Below are 252 nucleotides of genomic sequence, written 5' to 3'. Positions count from 1 at the left end.
CCCTCGCCTATCGCCGCGCTGATCTCGACGATGCGCAACTGGTCGCGGACGCATCGCTCCGGCAGGCGATCTGGAACCTGCTCGACAACGCCGCGGAGGCGGCGCCCGGCGGGGTCGAACTGACCGCGGCGATCGGCGCGGAGGGGCTGACGATCACGGTATCGGATCGCGGACCGGGCTTTACGGAGACGCAGCTTGCCGGGATCGGCAAGGCCTATCGTTCCAGCAAGGGCGCGGGTCACGGGCTGGGGC

At 70.6% G+C, this 252-nt stretch carries 1 protein-coding gene; it reads left to right on the top strand.

Features of this window, described 5'->3' with window-relative positions; genetic code table 11:
• A partial coding sequence (locus AC0IYH_RS32910; protein WP_471838575.1) for an ATP-binding protein occupies positions 1-252 on the top strand: 252 nt, incomplete at both ends.

This window comes from Pseudomonas sp. AC463, assembly GCF_979253585.1.
This window is presented reverse-complemented; position numbering and strand designations above follow the sequence as displayed.